At 66.6% G+C, this 18289-nt stretch carries 19 protein-coding genes; 8 read left to right on the top strand and 11 right to left on the bottom strand.

Annotation, left to right across the window (positions count from 1 at the left end; translation table 11 throughout):
- Positions 1-33: 33 nt before the first annotated feature.
- The 4 genes from ACZK4H_RS11775 (at position 34) to ACZK4H_RS11760 (ending at position 2430) form a co-directional block, all read left to right on the top strand.
- The gene (locus ACZK4H_RS11775) at positions 34-300 is read left to right on the top strand and encodes a hypothetical protein (RefSeq protein WP_099551061.1); all 267 of its coding nucleotides are present in this window, start codon (positions 34-36) and stop codon (positions 298-300) included.
- A 9-nt stretch (positions 301-309) separates the two neighbouring features.
- Positions 310-1482, top strand: a complete 1173-nt coding sequence (locus ACZK4H_RS11770; RefSeq protein WP_099551060.1) for a low temperature requirement protein A — start codon at positions 310-312, stop codon at positions 1480-1482.
- Between the two features lie 87 nt (positions 1483-1569).
- Positions 1570-2004: an EamA family transporter gene (locus ACZK4H_RS11765; protein WP_099551059.1), complete on the top strand. Its 435-nt coding sequence runs from the start codon at positions 1570-1572 to the stop codon at positions 2002-2004.
- A gap of 33 nt (positions 2005-2037) precedes the next feature.
- Complete coding sequence (locus tag ACZK4H_RS11760) at positions 2038-2430, top strand: DUF3224 domain-containing protein (protein ID WP_099551058.1); 393 nt, start codon at positions 2038-2040, stop codon at positions 2428-2430.
- 13 nt (positions 2431-2443) lie between these two features.
- Here the strand turns inward: ACZK4H_RS11760 and ACZK4H_RS11755 are convergent, their stop codons facing one another.
- The 7 genes from ACZK4H_RS11755 to pip all read right to left on the bottom strand — a co-directional run bounded on the left by ACZK4H_RS11755 (position 2444) and on the right by pip (position 9998).
- Positions 2444-3085, bottom strand: a complete 642-nt coding sequence (locus tag ACZK4H_RS11755) for a response regulator transcription factor (RefSeq protein ID WP_099551057.1) — start codon at positions 3083-3085, stop codon at positions 2444-2446.
- Positions 3078-4133, bottom strand: coding sequence for a sensor histidine kinase (locus ACZK4H_RS11750; RefSeq protein WP_099551056.1), 1056 nt, complete (start codon positions 4131-4133; stop codon positions 3078-3080). The genes ACZK4H_RS11755 and ACZK4H_RS11750 overlap by 8 nt, the downstream gene beginning before the upstream one ends.
- 198 nt (positions 4134-4331) lie before the next feature.
- Positions 4332-5069, bottom strand: coding sequence for an MgtC/SapB family protein (locus ACZK4H_RS11745; RefSeq protein WP_099551055.1), 738 nt, complete (start codon positions 5067-5069; stop codon positions 4332-4334).
- A 31-nt stretch (positions 5070-5100) separates the two neighbouring features.
- Positions 5101-7860: a magnesium-translocating P-type ATPase gene (mgtA, locus tag ACZK4H_RS11740; protein ID WP_099551054.1), complete on the bottom strand. Its 2760-nt coding sequence runs from the start codon at positions 7858-7860 to the stop codon at positions 5101-5103.
- Positions 7861-7923: 63 nt separating this feature from the next.
- Positions 7924-8223: a hypothetical protein gene (locus ACZK4H_RS11735; protein WP_099481573.1), complete on the bottom strand. Its 300-nt coding sequence runs from the start codon at positions 8221-8223 to the stop codon at positions 7924-7926.
- Positions 8224-8516: 293 nt separating this feature from the next.
- Complete coding sequence (locus ACZK4H_RS11730) at positions 8517-8816, bottom strand: EF-hand domain-containing protein (protein ID WP_099551053.1); 300 nt, start codon at positions 8814-8816, stop codon at positions 8517-8519.
- Positions 8817-9050: 234 nt separating this feature from the next.
- Positions 9051-9998: a prolyl aminopeptidase gene (pip, locus tag ACZK4H_RS11725; RefSeq protein ID WP_099551052.1), complete on the bottom strand. Its 948-nt coding sequence runs from the start codon at positions 9996-9998 to the stop codon at positions 9051-9053.
- A 114-nt stretch (positions 9999-10112) separates the two neighbouring features.
- Here pip and ACZK4H_RS11720 point away from each other — a divergent pair, with 114 nt between their 5' ends.
- Positions 10113-10778, top strand: a complete 666-nt coding sequence (locus ACZK4H_RS11720; protein WP_099551065.1) for a TraX family protein — start codon at positions 10113-10115, stop codon at positions 10776-10778.
- Positions 10779-10934: 156 nt separating this feature from the next.
- Here the strand turns inward: ACZK4H_RS11720 and ACZK4H_RS11715 are convergent, their stop codons facing one another.
- Complete coding sequence (locus ACZK4H_RS11715; protein ID WP_099551051.1) at positions 10935-13130, bottom strand: TonB-dependent receptor; 2196 nt, start codon at positions 13128-13130, stop codon at positions 10935-10937.
- A gap of 259 nt (positions 13131-13389) precedes the next feature.
- Here ACZK4H_RS11715 and ACZK4H_RS11710 point away from each other — a divergent pair, with 259 nt between their 5' ends.
- From ACZK4H_RS11710 to ACZK4H_RS11700, 3 genes are all read left to right on the top strand, one after another.
- Positions 13390-13974: a TetR/AcrR family transcriptional regulator gene (locus ACZK4H_RS11710; RefSeq protein ID WP_014647283.1), complete on the top strand. Its 585-nt coding sequence runs from the start codon at positions 13390-13392 to the stop codon at positions 13972-13974.
- A 104-nt stretch (positions 13975-14078) separates the two neighbouring features.
- Complete coding sequence (locus ACZK4H_RS11705; RefSeq protein ID WP_099551050.1) at positions 14079-15167, top strand: DNA glycosylase AlkZ-like family protein; 1089 nt, start codon at positions 14079-14081, stop codon at positions 15165-15167.
- A gap of 205 nt (positions 15168-15372) precedes the next feature.
- A complete protein-coding gene (locus tag ACZK4H_RS11700; protein ID WP_099551049.1) occupies positions 15373-16050 on the top strand; it encodes an alanyl-tRNA editing protein in 678 nt (225 codons plus the stop codon).
- Positions 16051-16102: 52 nt separating this feature from the next.
- On the opposite strand, the gene ACZK4H_RS11695 is transcribed toward ACZK4H_RS11700, so the two are convergent.
- From ACZK4H_RS11695 to ACZK4H_RS11685, 3 genes are read right to left on the bottom strand one after another with little or no spacing between them, the layout of a single operon-like run.
- Entirely contained in the window at positions 16103-16381 is a 279-nt protein-coding gene (locus tag ACZK4H_RS11695) for a DUF3325 domain-containing protein (RefSeq protein WP_099551048.1), read from the bottom strand.
- Positions 16378-17985: a PepSY-associated TM helix domain-containing protein gene (locus tag ACZK4H_RS11690; RefSeq protein WP_099551047.1), complete on the bottom strand. Its 1608-nt coding sequence runs from the start codon at positions 17983-17985 to the stop codon at positions 16378-16380. The genes ACZK4H_RS11695 and ACZK4H_RS11690 overlap by 4 nt, the downstream gene beginning before the upstream one ends.
- The gene (locus ACZK4H_RS11685; protein ID WP_099551046.1) at positions 17982-18281 is read right to left on the bottom strand and encodes a DUF3649 domain-containing protein; all 300 of its coding nucleotides are present in this window, start codon (positions 18279-18281) and stop codon (positions 17982-17984) included. Before ACZK4H_RS11685 ends, ACZK4H_RS11690 begins: the two co-directional genes overlap by 4 nt.
- Between the last annotated feature and the right edge of the window lie 8 nt (positions 18282-18289).

Raw genomic sequence — 18289 nt, 5'->3', positions numbered from 1 at the left:
GCTAGCCTGCCAGCAGGCTCAAGGAGATGGACCATGCACGTGCTTCTGGTGATGGTGGGTGGGGTTCTGCTGTTGGGGGTATTCCTGCTGTTCGGGCGGCTGTGGAGCGTAGGCCAGTCACAGCTGCCCGCGGCCCTGATTGCGTTCACCGCCACCTGGCTGCTGGTGACGGTGGCCAACATGTGGGTGGGCGTGAGCAAGGCAGGCTACGCCGTCCGCGAGGAGCTGCCGATCCTGCTGCTGGTGTTCGCCGTGCCGGCCTTGCTGGCCGGTCTGCTGTACTGGCGCCTGGCGCGCTGAAGGACGGCCATGAGCACACGACTGCGACTGCCCGCCCTGCGCCAGCGCGATGGCCACCACGCCCGCGTCACCTACGAAGAGCTGTTCTTCGACCTCGTCTACGTATTTGCGGTTACCCAGCTCAGCCATCATCTGCTGCATCACCTGGACCTGGTCGGCGTGATGCAGACGCTGGTGCTGTGGTTCGCAGTCTGGCTGGGCTGGCAGTACGCCTGCTGGGTCAGCAACTGGTTCGATCCGGAGGCGCCACGCATCCGCAGCCTGCTGTTCGTCACCATGCTGCTGGCGCTGCTGATGTCCTCGTCCATTCCCGAGGCCTTCGCTGATCGCGCCTGGGTCTTCGCGGGGGCCTACGCCACCATGCAGGTCGGGCGTACGGTGTTCGTGCTGCTGGAGGTCGGGCGTCGCCACCCGCTGGCGCCCAATTTCCGCCGCATGCTGGCGTGGGTGAGCGTGTCGGCCTGCTTCTGGCTGGCGGGCGCTGCCGCCGAGGGCAACCTGCGCCTGGCATTGTGGGCGGTGGCGGTGGCCTGCGAGTACATCTCGCCGATGTTCGGTTTCGCGTTTCCGGGGTTGGGCCGCTCACACACCCGCGAGTGGACCATCGAAGGCGGGCACCTGGCCGAGCGTTGCCAGTTGTTCGTCATCGTCGCCCTGGGTGAGACGCTGCTGGCCACTGGCGGCGTGCTCAGCGAGGTCGAGCACTGGAGCGGCGATGTGGTCTCGGCGGTGCTGGCCACCTTCGCAGGCACCATCGCCATGTGGTGGCTGTACTTTGGCATCTCCAGCCGCGACGCCACTGCGGCGATCACCCATTCCGAGGACCCCGGGCGGATGGGCGCCAACTTCCACTACGTGCATGCGCTGCTGATCGCCGGCATCATCGCCACCGCGGTCGGCAATGACCTGGTCATGGACCATCCTGGCGCAGCGGTGACCCCGGTCTACGCCACGGTGCTGGTAGCGGGGCCGTTGATCTATCTGCTGGGCAGCGCCTTGTACAAGCGCATTGTGTACGGGCGCGCACCGTATTCGCATCTGATCGGCGCCACGGCGTTGGTCGTGTTGGGCGTGGTCTTGCCGCACACCCATCTGCTGGCCGCTGGCTGGCTGACCAGCGCGGTGCTGCTGGCGGTGGGCCTGATGGATACGCAGTTGAAGCGTCGCCTGCAGCGCGCATGATCTGCACGTGCCGTTGCCGTACTTGCGCGGGCGGGCAATGGGAGTAGCGTTGTCGGCACCCCCCCTTTGAACCGGGAGCAGCACTTCATGCAGAACCTGCCGCAATGGTTGTTGTGGGCCGGACTGTCTGCCGAGTTCGCAGCGTTGACCGCGCTGTTCGCCAAGGTTGGCGTCAAGGGCGTCGACTCGGACCTGGCCATGGCGATCCGCACCCTGGTGGTGGCCGCGGTGATCCTGCCGCTGGTGGTGGTCACCGGCAAATGGTCCAATCCGTTGCTGCTGTCGGGCCGCACCCAGCTGTTCCTGGTGCTGTCGGCACTGGCTACCGGCGCTTCATGGCTGTTCTATTTCCGCGCGCTGCAGAGTGGTGAGCTGGCCAAGGTCGCAGTGGTCGACAAATTCAGTGTGGTGCTGGTGATCGTACTGGCCTACCTGCTGCTGGGCGAACGTCCGACCCTGCGGGAGTGGAGCGGCATCGGCCTGGTGGTGGCCGGGGTGATCGTACTGGCGACGAAGAAGTAGCAGCGTTCAAACCCATCGTCGAGGGAGAGCAGGATGCAGGGCGAAGCGCGCGGTACCTTTGAAGTGAACCTGCTGCCGATCGGTGGCAACGATGGCCCGATCGGGGTGATGTCGATCGACAAGGTCTTCCATGGTGACCTGCAGGGCAGCAGTGTCGGCCAGATGCTGGCATTCCGCAGCCCGGTGCAGGGCTCGGCGGGCTATGTGGCGATGGAACGGGTAACGGCCACGCTGGCTGGGCGTCAGGGTGCTTTCACCTTGCAGCACAACGGTCTGATGACCCGGGGGACGCCGGAGCTGAGCGTGGTGGTGGTGCCCGATTCGGGCAGTGAAGGACTGCTCGGTTTAAGCGGCACACTGGAGATCTCCATCAGTGAAGGCCGCCACGATTACCGGTTGGTCTACGCGCTGCCGGAGCCGGAATAGGCTGCTTGCGGGTTCAAGCGCTGCCCGCCTGCAGGCGGTCATACATCCGCACCAGGTCGACCAGGGTGCGCGCGCCCATCTTGCGCATCACCTGCGCGCGGCGCACCTTCACCGTGATCTCGCTCACCCCGAGGTCGCCGGCGATCTGCTTGTTGAGGCGGCCGCGTACCACGCCGTCGACCACCTCGCGTTCGCCGGCACTGAGGGTGTCCCAACGCAGCTGCAGCGCGCCGAGTGCCTCGCCGTCGCGGCGGCGCTGGCGGTCGATCTCGATGCCCTTGTGGATGGCATCCAGCAGTTCCTGGTCGCGGAAGGGTTTGGTGAGGAACTCGATGGCGCCGTCCTTGATCGCGTTGACGCCCATGGCGATGTCACCGTGGCCGGTGATGAACACCACCGGCAGCTGCAGGCCGTGGCTGCCCATCGTGCGATGGAACTCGAGGCCGCTCTGGCCTGGCATGCGCACGTCCAGCACCAGGCAGGCCGGTGCATCTTCCAGTTCGTGTTCGAGGAACGCCTGGGTGGAAGCGAAGGCGCGCACCTGCAGGCCCATCGAGGCCAGCAGGTCCTCCAGTGCGGCGCGCACCGACGGGTCGTCGTCGATCACGTAGACGATGGGTGCTGGATCGATGACAGGGGCAGGGGGCTTACGCATGTTGAACGTCCGTGGCGATGGGCAGGTCGAAGACGAAGCAGGCGCCGCCGCCTGCCGGTCGTTCGGCGCGGATCTGGCCGTCGTTGGCCTCGATCATCGAACGGCTCAGGCTGAGGCCCAGTCCCAGCCCGTGTGACTTGGTGGTCCAGAAGGCATCGAATACTCGCTCGGGATGATCGGCGGGCAGGCCCACGCCCCGGTCGCGCACGCTGAGACTGACCCGCTGGCCGTCACGCCGGGTCAGCAGCGAAAGGCGCCGGTCGGCTGGCGGCACGGCTTCCATTGCGTCCACCGCATTGAGGATCAGATTGCCGATCACCTGCTGAACCTGCACGCGGTCGGCCTGCACCGGCGGCAGGTCGGCGTCCAGCAGCAGCGCCACGGCCACGCCATGCTGGTCCAGCTCGCTGCGCGACAGCGCCAGCATTTCCTCCACCGCCTGGTTCAGGTCGAAGGCCCGTCGTTCTGGTGCCGCGCCCTGGGTCAGGCCGCGGATGCGGGCGATCACGTCACCGGCGCGGTGCGTGTCGGCCAGGATGCGGGCCACGGTCTGGCGGGCCTTGTCCACGTTCGGTGGGTCCTGGGCCAACCAGCGGTGGCAGGCCTCCGCGCTGCTGGCGATGGCCGCCAGCGGCTGATTCACTTCATGCGCGATGGAGGTGGTGAGCTCGCCCACAGTGGAAGCGCGCGCCACCCGCAGCAGGCGGCCCTGTGCCTCCTGCACGGCGGCCTTGGCCGCTTCCATGTTCAGGGCAAGGTAGGTGGTGATGCCGATCACCAGCATGCCGATCACCGAGTTGACCAGGCCGATGCGGTAGGTGCCGAAGCGGGTGAGGAAGAAGCTCAGCCCGGTCAGCGCGATGCAGGCCAGGGCAAGCGTGATCAACCCGCGCGCGCTGAGCACACGCGCTGCGGCGAGGATGACCGCGGCGTAGAAGCAGGCTGCCGCGACCGCGTAGTCGGTGACGGTATCGATCAGGAAGATCGCCGCCATCACGACGATCAGGGCCAGCAGCACCAGCGGGCGGCGAGGCGACAGCGATGGCATCGGGACAGCTCCCTGGCGTGGGGGGAAAGGATAGCAAAGCCATCATCGGTAGATGCCGACCTTGGTCGGCGTGGTCTCGTGGGGTGGGTGCCGACCGTTGGTCGGCACAAGCCAGAACGATGCCTGGTAGTGCCGGCCGCTGGCCGGCAAATGCGTGGTGTTGCCGGAATTCATGAGGTTGCCGGCCAGCGGCCGGCACTACTCCTCCAGGCTGGCGTTCCAGAACCCCTGCAGGACACCGGGCGTGGTCGCCAGCGTTGCCAGCACCGCATCCAGTTCACCGGCATCCACCGTGGTGGCATACAACACCGCTTCGATCTCCACATCGCGTTCGCCGAACGGGCGCTGGTCCACCGCGCGCACCGGGTACTGTGCCTGCTCAAGCAGCAGCAACAACTGGTCCAGCACCTCGGCCTGCTGCTCGCGCTGGCAGACCACGTTGATCGCATAGGTCGCCTCGCTGAACGCCTCCGGCAGCGGTTGCCGCTGGATGCGGTTCACCACCGGCCGCAGCAGCGTGTTGGCTGCCAGCACGAAGATGGCGGCCAGCACCGCTTCCGGCAGCAGCTTGATACCGGCACATGCACCCACCGCCGCCGATCCCCACAGGGTGGCAGCGGTGTTCAGGCCGGACACCTGGGCGCCGTCCTTCATGATCGCGCCGGCGCCGAGAAAGCCGACGCCGGAGATCACATAGGCCACCACGTGCAGCGGCGATGGCGGGCCACCGTACAGGTCATGGAAGCGCACCGCGAGGTCGACAAACACCGCCGCTCCCACCGCCACCAGCGTATTGGTGCGCAGGCCGGCGGTGCGCTGGCGCAGCTGCCGCTCCAGGCCGATGATCGTGCCCAGCACGAACGCCACCGACAGGCTGATCAGTGAGCTGAGCGTGGCGCCGGCGTTGAACGCCGGCAGGTTGGGATTGATGTCCATTGTGGTTCTCCCTGGACAAAGCGGCGGGCGCTTACTGCCAGCCGTAACGACGGATGTAGAACCGCTTCAGCGCAGTGGTCAGCACCGCATAGCCGAACAGGATCGCCACCAGGAACGGCCAGTAGCCGGCCGGCAGGGCCTGCAGCTTGAAGTAGCCAGCCAGCGGGCTCATCGGCAGGGCCACGCCGATGGCCATGATCAGGCCGGTCATCAGCAGCAGTGGCGGCGCCGCGATGCTCTGCAGGAACGGTACCTTCGGCGTACGGATCATGTGCACGATCAGGGTCTGGGTCAGCAGGCCGACCACGAACCAGCCGGACTGGAACAGGCTCTGGTCGGCGGCGGTGCGCGCATCGAACACGTACCACATCAACGCGAAACAGGTCAGGTCGAAGATCGAGCTGATCGGCCCGAAGAACACCATGAAGCGTCCGATGTCCGCCGGGTTCCACTTCAACGGCTTGCGCACCAGTTCCTCGTCCACGTTGTCGAACGGAATGGCGATCTGCGAGATGTCGTACAGCAGGTTCTGCACCAGCAGCTGCAGCGGCAGCATCGGCAGGAACGGCAGGAAGGCCGAGGCCACCAGTACCGAGAACACATTGCCGAAGTTGGAACTGGCGGTCATGCGGATGTACTTCAGCATGTTGTTGAACGTGCGCCGGCCCTGGATGACGCCTTCTTCCAGCACCATCAGGTTCTTTTCCAGCAGGATGATGTCGGCGGCCTCCTTGGCGATGTCCACGGCGCTGTCCACGCTGATGCCGATGTCGGCCGCACGCAGTGCCGGGGCATCGTTGATGCCATCACCAAGGAAACCGACCACCTTGCCCTGTGCGCGCAGCTCGCGCACCAGGCGTTCCTTGTGCAGCGGCGTCAGGCGGGCGAACACGCGGTGGTGGTGCAGCGCACGCGACAGCGCGCCGTCATCCATGCGCTCGATCTGCGGGCCGGTCAGGATGGTGTCGGCGTCCAGCCCGACCTGGGCGCAGACCCGGGCGGTGACCAGCTCGTTGTCACCGGTGAACACCTTCACCTCCACGCCATGCGCGGCCAGTGCCTGCAGCGCCTGCGCTGCCGATTCCTTCGGCGGGTCCAGGAAGGCCACGTAGCCGACCAGGGTCAGGTCGCACTCGTCGGCCTGCGAATAGGTGGTCTGGCTGGCGGCGGTCTCCTTCATCGCCACCGCCACCACGCGCAGGCCCTGTTCGTTCAGTTCCTCGGTGGTCTGCCGCACGCGGGCCAGGCGGTGCTCGTCCAGTGGCATGTCCTGGCCGTTTTCGCGCACGGTGCTGCACACCGCCAGCATTTCTTCCACTGCCCCCTTGCAGATCAGCTCATGGTGGTCCTCGCGCTCGGAGACCACCACCGACATGCGGCGGCGCTCGAAATCGAACGGAATCTCGTCCACCTTGTGGTAGTCCTGCGACAGCCGCAGCGAGCTCTGCAGCTCAACGTGCTCCAGTACCGCACGATCCAGCAGGTTGATCAGGCCGGTCTGGAAGTGGCTGTTGAGATAGGCGAACTTCAGCACGTCTTCCGAATCGTGACCGAACACATCGGTGTGGCGCTCCAGCGCGATCTTGTCCTGGGTGAGCGTGCCGGTCTTGTCGGTGCACAGCACTTCCATGGCGCCGAAGTTCTGGATCGCATCCAGGCGCTTGACGATCACCTTGCGCCGCGACAGCAGCACCGCACCCTTGGCCAGGGTGGAGGTGACGATCATCGGCAGCATCTCCGGCGTCAGGCCCACCGCCACCGACAGCGCGAACAGGAATGCCTCGGTCCAGTCACCCTTGGTCCAGCCGTTGATCAGCAGCACGAACGGCACCATCACCAGCGCGAAGCGGATCAGCAGCCAGCTGACACTGTTGATGCCGGCCTGGAATGCGGTCGGCGCACGGTCGGTGGCGGTGCTGCGCTGGGCCAACGTGCCGAAGTAGGTGCGGTTGCCGGTGGCCAGCACCACGGCGGTGGCCGTGCCGGACACCACATTGGTGCCCATGAACAGCAGGTTGTGCTGTTCCAGCAGGCCGGCCAGGCCGTCGCCGGGGTGCGCGAACTTCTCTACCGGCAGCGACTCGCCGGTCATCGCGGCCTGCGCCACGAACAGGTCCTTGGCGGTCAGCACGCGGCAGTCGGCCGGAATCATGTCGCCGGCCGACAGCACGATATGGTCACCGGGCACCAGCTCGCGGATCGGCAGGTCGAGCAGGCGTGCCGGGCGACGGCTGTGCAGGTGCGCGCCGAAGTACTGGTCGGCCACATCGGCGGCCTCGGTACCGGGATTGCGGCGCAGCACGCGTGCGGTGTTGCCGACCAGTGCCTTCAGCCGCTCGGCCGCACGGTTCGAACGACCCTCCTGAACGAAGCGGATCAATGTGGACAGCAGCACCATCGCGCCAATCACGATCGTCGCCTTGATGTCCTCGGTCAGCCAGGAAACCGCCGCAAGCACGGTCAGCAGCAGGTTGAACGGATTGCGGTAGCACTGCCACAGGTGCCGCCACCACGGCAGCGGCTTTTCGTGATCCACCTCGTTGGGGCCGAGCGTGGCCAGCCGCTCCCCGGCCTCATGCGGGCTGAGGCCATCGGCATGCGACTCCAGCGTGGCCAGCAGTTCGGCTTCCTCCTGCTGGGCAAGGGTGACCAGGCCGGTGGTGAGCGCGAACGGCGCCGCTTCGGCGCTGCCCGGGCCAAAGCCGGCTTCGGGCATCGCACGGCGGCGGAACAGGTTGCCTGCGCGACGGCTGCGCAGGAAGGCATTGAACCAGGCGTTGAGCAGGCTCATGGGACTCTCCTCGAATGTCAGAGCCGGCCGCGGCCGGAACACGAACGGAATAGTTGGAACAGGTCAGGCGTGGCGCATCGCCAGCACCGCCGGTGACCACGGCTGCATGTGCAGCCGCTGGCTGCCACCGATGCACAGCGGCTTCATCGCATCGCGCAGGGGATAGGGCAGGTGGCGCAGCACATTGATGCGCTCGCTGATCGGCAGCAGCGACAGCGCGTCGGCCACCACGCGTGGCGAACCGAGCGACAGCGAACGGGCAAACGTGACCGGGCCGTGCTGCAGCAGCTGGCTGCGTAGCGCGGCAACATCGCGCTCGCCGATCAGGCGGCGCAGGGTGATGTAGAGGATCTTGTAGGACATGGGGGCGATCTCCAGGCAGGCGGCACCTGGCGGTCCCCCGTCACTCAGGCAGGCAGGGACCGGCGGGCAGGCGCCAGGAACAGGCAACACGCGGGCATCCGGGGCGCGGTGCACCCGGCAGGGTCGGGGTCCATCTGCGTCTCCATGAGGGGAGGGTGCCGGCCAGGATTGCCCTGGCCAGTGGCGCTATTGTCCGCCCCTGAATGGGGCAGTCCTAGAGGCCCGTAGGTTAGCCCGGCTATACCTTGGTATAGCCGGGTACCGGTAGCGCCAATCGAGGGTTCAGTGATGGATCAATGCGAAGCGCTGGTCTGCTTGCACACGTCGTACTCGCCACGGGTCAACGTCTTGTCACGGTCGGTATCGCAGGCATGCAGGCGTTCGGCCCAGTCCGGTGCGACGGCATCCACCTCGGCCAGCGTGACGATGCCGTCCTTGTCCTTGTCCAACGATTCGTAGGCAGGGATGAGCCTTACTTCGGTCACGTCCTCGGCGGCCGTTGCCTTGCTGGCCTCCTGGGTCTTGGAGCACGCGCCGAGCAGCAGGCCTGCACAGAGCGCGAGGGCGAGGGGGAGGTGGCGAAAACCGGTCATGGCGTGCTCCTGGGGAAAGGGCGAACCACCGGTGCGGTGGCCACGGCCGGATCTTCTGCGCGGGGCTGTAAGCGGGCTGCGAAGAACCGACCGGGTGGACATGTGTCGGTGGGCCGCCATTCACCGGGCCGCGTAGCGGCGATTGCGCAGAGATGCCCGGGGAGGCCGTTGGGCGGAGACGACTCTACCCTTGAACGGTGGAATGCCGGCCAGCGGCCGGCACTACCCATCTGCTCAGACGCGGTCGGCAAAGGCATCTGTCGCGCGCACCAGCGCATCCACCGTGGCCGGCTCGTTGGCGCTGTGCCCGGAGGTCACCATCTCCAGCCGGGCTTCCGGCCAGGCCTTGGCCAGATCCCAGGCGCTGCGCGGCGGGCAGATGATGTCGTAGCGGCCCTGTACGATCACGCCCGGGAGATGACGGATACGATCGACATCACGCAACAGTTGGTCCGGCTCAAGGAAGATGCCGTTGCGGAAGTAGTGCGCCTCGATGCGGGCCTTCGCCAGCGTAGCCAGCGTATCATCGGTGGATTCGGCATCCACGTCGTGCTGCAGGGTGGCGGCGTTGTCTTCCCAGCCCAGCCAGGCCTGTGCGGCTTCGATGCGGGTCGCCTCATCCGGACCATCCATGCGCGTCCAATAGGCCGCGATCATGTCGCCACGCTCAGCTTCCGGGATGTAGGCCTCGTAGCGGTCCCAGCGCTCCGGGAAGATCCAGCGTGCACCGCCGTTGGCCTCGGCGAACCAGCGGTTCTCGATCTCGCGGCCGAGGAACACGCCGCGCACGATCAGGCCGGTAGCACGCTGCGGATGCGCCTGTGCGTAGGCCAGCGACAGCGTCGAGCCCCAGGAGCCGCCATAGACCAGCCAGCGCTCGATGCCCAGATGCTCGCGCACCTTCTCGATGTCGGCCACCAGATCCTGCGTGGTGTTGTCGCGCAGTTCGCCGAACGGCGTGGAGCGGCCGCTGCCGCGCTGGTCGATCAGCACGATGCGGTAGCGCGCCGGGTCGAAGAAGCGACGATGGGTCGGCGAGATGCCGGCGCCCGGGCCACCGTGCAGGTACACCACCGGAATGCCCTCCGGCGTGCCGCACTCTTCGATGTGCAGCGTGTGCAGATCGCTCACCTTCAGGGTGAACTCGCGATAGGGCTCGATGGCGGGGTACAGGGTGCGCATGGCAGGGGCCTCACAAGCAGGGGCGGCCAGCATACCCCCGCCCGTGGCACCCGGCAGCGCTGGTTGCCTGCCCGGTGATGGAAATGCGCTTGCCGATGCGCATAAGCTTCGATGATGCAAGCGACCCCGACACGGATGTTCACCTTCGATCCCGGCCTCAGCAGCGGCGCGCGCGAGCTGCTGAAGTGGATCGCGTTACTGGCCATGACCGGCGATCACGTGGCCAAGGTGGTGTTCGGTGGCTACGTGCCGGTGGTCAGTGAGCTGGGGCGCATCGCCTTCCCGCTGTTCGCGCTGGTGATGGCCTGCAACCTGGCCCAGCCGGGGGCCGACCTGCGCAAGTCGATGCGTCGGCTGGCCCTATGGGGGCTGATCGCGCAGCCATTGCACGCACTCGCGTTCGGTTCCTGGCTGCCGCTCAACATCCTGCTGACCTTTGCCCTGGCGGCAGTCGCCGTGCATGCGCTGGCAAACAATCGACCGGTGCAGCTGTTGCTGGCTGCAGGCGTGTTGCCGATGTTCGTGGACTACCAGTGGGCCGGGGTTGGCAGCGTGCTGCTGGCCTGGATCGCGTTCCGGCGTTGCGCGTGGTGGCCGCTGCTGATTGCCTTGGCGGCGGTGTGCTGGGTCAATCAGAACGGCTGGTCGCTGCTGTCCATTCCTGTAGTGCTGCTGACTGCGCGCGTGCAGTGGCAGTTGCCACGTTGGCGCTGGATGTTCTATGGGTACTACGTGGGACATCTGCTGGTGTTGGCGGTGGTGGCGCGCGTGCTTTCGTGATCAATGCATGCGTGGTCGTGCCTTGCGCCGGTAGATCCACGCCAGGCGTGGATGCGTTTGGCGGATCACCATGGAACCAGCCAGGCATGGCCTGGCTCTACAGTTCCCGGTAGATCCACGCCAGGCGTGGATCCCGTTGACAGTTTTTCGCCCGCCTCAGAACTCCATCGTTGCCGACACCAGCACCGTCCTCGGTGCACCCAGCGCCAGGCTCGACAACAACGGCATGCCCCAATACGCCTTGTTGGTCAGGTTGTTGACGGTGGCCCGCAGCGCAAGCGGTCGACCCGCCAGCGTCGTGCTGTAGCGCGCGCCCACGTCGAACAGGGTGCGTCCCGGCACCGATAGGCTATTGTCCGCACTGATGTACTGCTTCGACATCGCCGTGGCATTGCCGGTCAAGGTCAGGCCCTGCAAGGTCGGCACATCCCATTCCACACCGAGCTTGGCCTGCCGCTGCGCCACGGCAGTGGCGATGCGCCCCTCATTCACGCCACCGGCCGTGCGGGTCAGTTTCGGCTGTACGTAGGCCACGCCACCGAGCAGGCGCACGCCGTCGATGGGTGCCCCGAAGAAGCCCCATTCCACGCCGCGGTTCCGTTGTTCGCCACCAAACGAGAAGATATTCGTGACCGGGTCGGTGTAGCTGCTCGGTCGCTTGATCTCGTACACACTGAAGGTGTGCGCGAAGCTGCCCAGGTCCAGCTTCAGGCCCAGCTCCTTCTGCTTGGTGCGGAACGGGGCGAACACATCGCCGGCGTTGGCGGCAGTCATCGGCGCGGTGGCGCCCTGGCTGAGGCCTTCGATGTAGTTGGTGTAGAGGGAGATCGTGTCGGTGGCCTTCACCAGCAAGGCTGCTGCCGGGGTAGTGGCGCTCTCGTCATACCGCGAAGTACGTGCGCCCGTGGCCACGTTGAAGGTCTCACTGACCACCTGCTGGCGGCGCACGCCCAGCGTCAGCTGCACGCGGTCATCGGCGAAGGAAAGGGTATCGGCGAAGCCGAGGCTATCCAACTTCAGTTCGGTATGCGAGATGTGCGGTGCCACGAACGGCGCCGCCGGGCCCCACACCGGGTTGTAGAGGTTGGTGGTCCAGTCCCAGCCGGGCACGCTGCGGCGGCCGTAGTCGTTCTGGGTGTGCTGGTAATGGGTCACGTTGGCGGCCCACTGGTGGCCCACATTGCCGGTGCGGAACGAACCGCGCAGGCCGGCATCACCGGACTGCTTCTTGATGTCGAAGGCGAGCTGGCCGATCACCGTCGTGAAGTCGCCGGCCGGATTGAGGATCTGCGCGCTGATCGAACCGTTGTAGCGGTAGTCGGTCCTGCTGGTGCCGTAGGCGAGGTAGGCCATAAGGCTATCGTTGATATCCAGCTCGCCCCGCAGCATCGCACCCTTGTCCTGGCTGTCCACGTAGGCCCAGTCCGGGTTGATTAGCGTATCGCCGCGTGGGGGGCGTGGAATGGCCACGCCCGGTGCCAGGCCGACGCCACGTGCCGGGCCGTCGACACGGTCATCGGCGCTGTACAGATCGGCCGACAGCCGCGCATGTTCGCCGCGCCAGTCCAGTGCCAGCGAACCGAGCTGTACCTTCTTGCGCTGCTTGCCCACGGCGCCATCACCGTCACGCCAGGCGCCGTTGAAGCGGATGCCGAACTGCTTGTCGGCGCCGAGGCGGCGGCCCATATCCACATGGGTGCCGAACTGCGCATCGGAGGCGAAGTTGGCACTGACCCGCAGCAGCGGTTGATCGCCGGCACGCTTGGGTACCAGATTGACGCTGCCACCGACCGAGCCGCCCGGCGGCATGCCGTTGAGCAGCGCGGAGGGGCCTTTCAGCACTTCGATGCGCTCGAACATTTCCGGCGAGGTGCGGTAGTACGGCGCCATGCCGCTGAGCCCGTTGAAGGTGGTGTCGCTGGTGCTGGAGGCGAAGCCGCGGATCGCATAGTTCTCGCTCCAGGAACCGGTGACGCCATTGCTGAATACCGTGGGGTCGGTGGCGGCAATGACGTCGGTCAGGTCCTTGGCCTGGCGATCACGGATGAAGGACTCGGTGTAGCTGACCGTGCTGAACGGCGTGTCCATGAAGTCCTTGTCGCCAAGCAGGCCGACGCGGCTGCCGGCAGCCACTTGCCCGCCTGCATAGTCCGCGGTGACCCGCCGCTGTTCCTGCACCTGCACCGAGGGGAGGGTGGAGGGTGCTATGTCGGCCAGCGCGGCAAACGAGGCCAGCAGCCCCAGCGCGAGGGCGGACATCCGGTAGCGCAGGGGCATGCCCGGCGGATGCATCAGGCTGGAGGATGCGGCGGCAGCACGATGCTGCGCAGAAGTGAAATTGTAAACGGTCATGCCAGAGTCCTGTGAATCGCAGGCGCGAGCGCGCCTGGCGCGCTGCCGACGGCAAGCACGGGGAGAGGGCGCAGCGCAGGGTTGTTGGCTGGGTGGGGACCTGGCGGGAGGTGAGCCATGGGCTCGATTACGGGCAGCGTGCTGGACGCACTCCGAATTAGTTGAGTAAAGTAAACTAAATCAATCGAAGCGGACAAGAGGGTCCCTTTGCTGGCACCCTCAGCAGGGTATGGACGCGCACCGTAATAGCAGGCACCGCATGAGCACGCACCCCGATCCAACGGCGCCGACCCGTGGCCGCCCGCCCACCATCACCCCGGAGCGCCTGGCCGACATCGGCATCCGCCTGGGCCTGCCCAACCTGACCATGGCCAACGTGGCCGCCGAACTGGCGGTGACCCAGGCGGCGCTGTACAAGCGCGTGGCGAACCTGGAGGCGCTGAAGCGCCTGGTGGCGGAGGCGGTGTTCCAGCGCTGGCAGATTCCGCGCGCGTCGGTTGACGCGCCGGGTGGGCTGGAGGCCTACCTGATGGGGTTCGTGGAGTCACTGTGCGAGGTGGTGAAGGCGCATCCCGGGCTGCCGCCATACCTGCTGCGGCGCACGGTGGCGACCGCGCCGATGCTGGAAAAGATCGCCTCGCACCAGGCGCACGTGGCCGAGGTGTTCGGCCTGCCGGTGGACAAGGCGCGCTGGCTGCTGGCCACGATCGCCTTCTACTGCATCGCCGGCGCCGACACGATCTATGCGATTGCGGACGACGAAGAGGGGCAGGTGATCACCGAGTTCAAGCAGGGCATGCGGGCACTGGTGATCGGTTCGTTGGAAGTATCGCGGCTTCGGTAGATGCACGCCCTGCGTGGATGATCGTGGCCGTTCACCACGACGCCAGCCAGGCATGGCCTGGCTCTACTGGACCGATCGCGTAGTGTCGAGAATACAATGCGGCCATGCCTGCCACCCCCACTCTCGATGATCTTCGCCGCTACGCGGTGGCGCGCACCCTGTTCAAGCCGACCACGCTGCTGACCGCGATACGACGGCTGGGCTTCGTGCAGGCCGATCCGATCCGGGCACCCGCACGCGCGCAGGACCTGACCCTGCGCCACCGGGTGAAGGACTACCGCGCCGGTGACCTTGAGCGGCGCTACACGCGTCTGCCGGTGGAAGAGGATTGCCTGGTGAACTACGGTTTCCTGCCTCGCGAGCACCTGGCACTGATGCACCCGCGCGTCTCCAGGCGCGAGTGGGACGCCGAGACCCATCGCCGCGCGGCCGACGTGCTGGCCTTCGTGCGCGAGCGCGGCAGCGTGCACCCGCGCGAGGTCGACCAGGCGTTCGCGCATGGGCGGGTGACCAACTACTGGGGCGGCACCAGCAACGCGAGCACGCACCTGCTGGATGGCATGCACTACCGAGGCCTGCTGCGCGTGCAGCGGCGCGACAGTGGCACCCGCATCTATGCAGTGGCCGAGCACGCCGAACCGGATGCCAGCGAGCAGGCGCAGGTCGAACGCGCCGCAGCCCTGGTCGACCTGGTGGTGCGCAAGTACGCGCCGCTGCCCTCGGCCAGCCTGACCTATCTGGTGCGCCTGCTGGGCTATGGCGCGCCGCATCTGGCCGAGCAGACCCGGCGGGCATTGGCGCTGGCCAAGCAGCAGCTGGCCAGTTGCACGTTGGAGGGCACCACCTGGTACTGGCCGGCGGACGAGAATCCGCGCTCGCGCCGGCATGCGCCGGACGAACAGGTGCGCCTGCTGGCGCCGTTCGATCCGGTGGTGTGGGATCGCCGCCGCTTCGAGCTGTTGTGGGGATGGGTGTACAAGTTCGAGGCCTACACGCCTGCACCGAAACGCCAGTACGGGTACTACGCGCTGCCGGTGTTGTGGCACGACCAGGTGGTGGGCTGGGCCAATCTCAGCGTGCGCGACGGTGAATTGGTGTCGAACGTGGGTTATGCCGGCAAGTCGCTGGCCCGCGACAAGGTATTTCGTGGCGCGCTCGAAGACGAACTGCAGCGCATGGCGGAGTTCCTGTAGCGCCGAGCGGCGCATGGGTACCCATCGCGCCTGGTAGTCGCCAACCTTGGTTGGCGCCGCCCTTCATCGGTGCCCACCAAGGTGGGCAGCTACCGAAGCCGCGGTCGCTTGCCGATCATATTGGTCATCGCGCACGGGGATTCGTGCTCCGGCCAACGCGTTCGCGAACCTGCACCGTGCTAGCGTCTTCGGGTTGGAGGTCACGATGACGATCAAGGCATTCTGGGACGATCCCTACCGCCTGCGCCAGGAGGCGCGGGTCAGCTCTGCCTTGGGTGATGAGGTCCGGCTGGACGAGACCATCTTCTTCGCGTTCTCCGGTGGCCAGGAAAGCGACGCCGGGTCCATCGGTGGCCATCCGGTGCAGGAAGCACGCAGGGATGGACTGGACATCGCCTATCGACTGCCCCAGGGGCACGGCCTGCGGGTAGGCGATGTGGTCATGGTCGAGGTTGATGGCCTGCGCCGCTACGGCCTGATGCGCCACCATTTTGCGGCGGAGATGATCCTGCAGCTGGTGTATGCGCTGGAGCCGGGCATCGACAAGGTCGGTGCGCATATCGGCCCGGCCAAGGCCCGCATCGATTTCGCGCGGGAAGGCAGCATCTCGGTGCTGTTTGATGCGCTGCAGGCCCAGTCCGCCGCGTTGGTCGCTGCCGACCTGCCGATCATTACCGCGTTCTCCGACGAGGCCAACCACCGCCGCTTCTGGCAGGTGGAGGGCTTCGCGCAGATGGGCTGTGGCGGCACCCATCCACGCCGTACCGGGGAGATCGGCACGCTCTCGCTGAAGCGGAAGAACCAGGGCAAGGGCGTGGAGCGCATCGAGATCACCCTGGAAGCCCGGCCGTTCCCGGCATCGTGCGGTACGTTGCCCGGGTAGCCGCCAACCTGGGTCGGCACCGCACAGTGTTGGTGCCCACCAAGGTGGGCAGCTACCGATTCAGCCGTCCATGCGCCACCATCGCCAGCACGACCACGCCAGCGGCGACGCTGGTGTGACCGGACAGCGCGGCCAGACCCAGACCCAGGCCCAACCCGCGCATCGCGAACACGGTGCTGAACACCAGTAGCGCCCATCCGACCGCGCGCAGCTGCTGCGTCGTAGCAACGCTCAACACGCGATGCAGCACGTCCCGCTGATGGCGCTCCATTGCCAGTGCCAGGCAGGTGAACGCGGCCAGAGACAACACGAACAGAATGACGTGGATCATGCGCTGGCCTCCGCAGCGGCATTGCATGACGCTGCAGACGGCCGTGCACGCTTCAACTTTGGCGCATGCTTCCAGGTTCGCCACGCCAGCAGAGCGTGCAGGGCGGCCAGGGCCAGCAGGGTCAGGTCGGTGCCGGCGAACGCCCAGTCGCCCGTGGCCAACGTGTGCCACAGCGGATGCGGTGTGGTCACCGCCGTCAGTACCGGCAGCAACGCCAGCATCAACGCACCCAACACGAACTGCTCGACCCATGCACGCTTCGGCGCACGCAGCGTGGCATGAACGAACATTGCCGCCCAGGCCAGGAAAAATACGTGCACCTCCCACGCGGCACGCCCATCAAGTCCGGTGGGCAGCAGGCGGTTGGCCCACAGATAGGCCGCCATCGCCACCGACAGCCCAGCCACCGTGGCGATGTTGAGCCTCTCGACCAGGCGGAAGCCGAAGTGGGGGCACTGCGGGTCGGGCAGCTGTGTACGGCGCTTGACCGTCCACAGCACCAGCCCGGTGCCGACCATGGCGGTGCCGGCCAGGCTGACGGTGAAGTACAGCCAGCGCAACGCAGTGTCAGCAAAGCGCCCCAGGTGCAGGCCGTACAGGACGCCCTGGGTATCAGCGGCGACGCCCGAGTGCTCCTTGATCTGCAACAGCTGCCCACCGCCATCGAACAGCAGGTAGTTCGGCGTGGTCGAAACGCGGCTCGACTGCGCGCGCACCACAGCCACGCGTGCGTTCTCATCGCCGGGGTTCTGCACCTGCACGCTGCCTACCGCGCCGGTTCCCCAGCGCTGTTCGGCCTGCCGCACCCGTGCGCCGATGTCCGTAAGTGGAGCGGTGTGCCCTGCGGCCTTCTGCGGCGGCAGGAACAGCCGCATTTCGCTGACCACCTCGGCCTGCTGGCGCTTGTCCGGCAGTTTGGCCAGCCCCCACGGCATGTACAGCACCGCCAGCATCACCAGGCCACTCCAGGTGATCATGAAATGGAAGGGCAGGCCGAGTACCGACAGCGCCGCGTGACCATCCAGCCACGAGCGCTGGCCCTTGCCCCAGCGGAAGGTGAAGAAGTCGGCGAAGATCTTCTTGTGGGTGATCACGCCGCTGACGATGGCCACCAGCATGAACATCGCGCAGACGCCCACGATCCAGCGGCCCCACATGGCTGGCATGTAGTGCAGGTTGAAGTGGAACGCATAGAAGAAGTCGCCACCGCCGGTGTCCCGCGCCTGCAAGGGCGCACCGGTGCTGGCATCGAACAGGCCCGAATCGAAACCATGCCGGCCGCGGCCGCCCGGGCTGGCCCACATCGCCGACACCCACGGCATGCGCGCACTTGGCAGGCTCAGGTTGATCTGGCTGGCATCCGGTGCATCGGCCATGAGGTTGGAGACCGTGCGCTGCGCGACCACCGCCGCCTCTGGCAGGCTGGAGGGCGTAGCGATTTCGGGGCGTGTGTAGCGCGAGAGCTCGTCGCGGAAGTAGCTGGCGGTGCCGGTGAGGAACATCGCATACAGGATCCAGCCCGCGAGCAATCCGACCCAGATATGCAGGTCGGACATGGTCTGGCGGATGCCGCGTGGCTTCGCGGTGCGATCGCCCTTGCTCATGCGCCCGCTCCCTGGCCGACCGCTCGCGCGACCAGCCACAGTGGCAGGGCGATCACGATCAGCCCGATCCATGCGCGCCACGCCGAGCGCACCGCGAACACCCAGACCACGGCGCCGGCATACAGCAGGAAGCTGGCCAACATGCCGGTGAACACGGCCTGGCGGACATCGATGGGCAGCGCCAGTGTGGCGATGCTGCACAGTGCGGCCAGTACATAGCCGCCGAACAACGCGGCGATGATGCGTGAGACCAGGGGCAGCCAGGCCAGCACGGAAGCAGTTCGGGAAACGGTCAAGTCACTTC

The organism is Stenotrophomonas sp. 78350_Sma (genome assembly GCF_056482105.1).
This window is presented reverse-complemented; position numbering and strand designations above follow the sequence as displayed.